The sequence below is a fragment of the Dactylosporangium siamense genome (assembly GCF_016862795.1).
Classification (GTDB): Bacteria; Actinomycetota; Actinomycetes; order Mycobacteriales; family Micromonosporaceae; genus Dactylosporangium; species Dactylosporangium siamense.
This window is the reverse complement of the sequence record NZ_BONQ01000254.1, coordinates 1-2,035: the sequence shown is the minus strand read 5'-3', so window position 1 is coordinate 2,035 and position 2,035 is coordinate 1. Positions and strand designations below refer to the sequence as shown.

Sequence of the window (2,035 nt, the reverse complement as noted above, 5' to 3'; positions counted from 1 at the left end):
CGCGGGTCGTCACCCGGATCCGGACGGTCCTCGACACCGACCTGCCGCTGGCCACGCTGTTCGACCAGCCGACGATCCGCCTGCTGGCCGCGGCGCTGGACGACGTCGAGCCGGCGGCCGTCGCGCCGCCGATCGTGCCGGTGGGCCGGGACGCGCCCTTGCCGCTGTCGTACGCGCAGCAGCGACTGTGGTTCCTGCACCAGCTCGCCCCCGCCTCCCTCGACTACACCATCGCCATGCCGATCGACCTGTCGATCGAGCTCGACGTCGACGCGCTGCGCGCCGCCCTGGGCGCGCTGGTCGAGCGGCACGAGGTGCTGCGGACCCGGCTGGTGGCCGGCGCCGACGGGGTGCCGTACCAGGTGATCGACCCGGCCTCGGGCGTCGAGCTGCCGGTGATTGACCTGGCGAGCGAAGCCGATCCGGCGGCCGCCGCGGCGCGCCTGATGACGGCCGAGACCAACATCCCCATCGACATCGAGGCCGGCCCGCTGTTCAGGGCCACGCTGTATCGCATCGCCCCCGACCGGCACCGGCTGCTGCTCCTGATGCATCACGTCGTGACGGACGACTGGTCGGCGGAGATCATGCAGCGCGAGTTGGGGGTGTTGTACGCCGGAGAGGTGCTGCCGCCGCTGCCGGTGCAGTACGCCGACTTCGCGGTGTGGCAGCGCGAGTGGTTGTCGGGTGCGGTGCTGGACGGCCAGCTGAGCTATTGGCGGGAGCGGCTGTCGGGTGCGCCGGTGTTGGAGTTGCCGACGGATCGGCCGCGGCCGGCGGTGCGGTCGTCGGCGGGTGACGTGGTGGAGTTCGAGGTGCCCGCGGAGGTGGTAGCGGGTCTGCATCGGGTCGCGGGTGCGGCTGGTGCGACGATGTTCATGACGTTGCTGTCGGTGTACATGCTGGCGTTGAGCCGTTACAGCGGTCAGGACGACATCGTGGTCGGCACGCCGATCGCCAACCGCAACCGGGCCGAGACCGAGGGCCTGATCGGGTTCTTCGTCAACACCCTGGCGTTGCGCGTCGACCTTTCCGGCGACCCGGCGTTCAAGGAACTGCTGGGCCGCGTCCGGCAGGTCGCGCTGGAGGCCTTCCGGCACCAGGACGTCCCGTTCGAGCAGCTCGTCGACGAGCTGGTGACCGAACGCGACCGGTCCCGGACCCCGCTGTTCCAGGCGCTGTTCAACTACGTCGACGCCACCGCACAGGACGGCGACGAGGCCCAGGACGGCTCCGGCCTGGCGCTGGCGGACGCCGTGGTGGCGAAGTTCGACCTGCGGCTGGTGTTGGCCGAGCACGGCGGCCGGTTGATGGGCGGCGTGGTGTACGCCACGGCGTTGTTCGACCGGTCGACGGTGCAGCGGCTGGTGGGCCATGTTCTGGAGCTGCTTGCCGGTGTGGCCGAGGGCGGTGCCCGGCGGCTGTCGGCGCTGCCGTTGTTGAGTGCGTCGGAGCAGGCGGAGTTGGTCCGCTGGAACGAGACCGGCATGGCTGTGCCGGCGGTTGGTGGTGTGCATGAGCTGGTCGGCGGTTCGGATGCGGTGGCGGTGTCGGCGGGCGGGGTGGAGCTGACCTACGCCGGGTTGCAGGAGCGGTCGAACCGGCTGGCGCATGTGTTGCGGGCGGTTGGTGTGGGTGCGGAGTCGGTGGTGGGTGTGGCGGTGGGGCCTGGTGTGGATGCGGCGGTGTTGATTGTGGCGGTGTGGAAGGCCGGTGGTGCGTATGTGCCGTTGGATGCGGGTCTTCCGGCGGCGCGTTTGGTGGACATGTTGGGTCAGGCGCGGGTGTCGGTGGTGCTGGGCTCGTCAGATCTGGTGGATGAGCTGCCCGTTGGCCGTCTGCGCACGGTGGTGGTCGACGACCCGGCGACCGAGGCGTGGATGGCGGGGATGCCGTCGGACGCTCCGGCGGTGGTGGTGCGCCCGGATCAGGTGGCGTATGTGATGTTCACGTCGGGTTCGACGGGTCGTCCGAAGGGTGTGCAGGTCACGCACCGTGGCCTGTTGGCCTACGTGACCGGGGTGATGGACCGCTT

At 70.5% G+C, this 2,035-nt stretch carries 2 protein-coding genes; one reads left to right on the top strand and one right to left on the bottom strand.

Going from position 1 to position 2,035, the window contains the following annotated elements; all coding sequences use genetic code 11:
• A partial coding sequence (locus Dsi01nite_RS58210; RefSeq protein WP_239137317.1) for a hypothetical protein occupies positions 1-311 on the bottom strand: 311 nt, incomplete at its 3' end.
• On the opposite strand from Dsi01nite_RS58210, the gene Dsi01nite_RS56790 reads away from it, so the two are divergent.
• On the top strand, positions 195-2,035 hold a 1,841-nt coding region (locus Dsi01nite_RS56790; protein WP_239137315.1), incomplete at its 3' end, for a condensation domain-containing protein. The two genes, Dsi01nite_RS58210 and Dsi01nite_RS56790, sit on opposite strands and share 117 nt — an antisense overlap.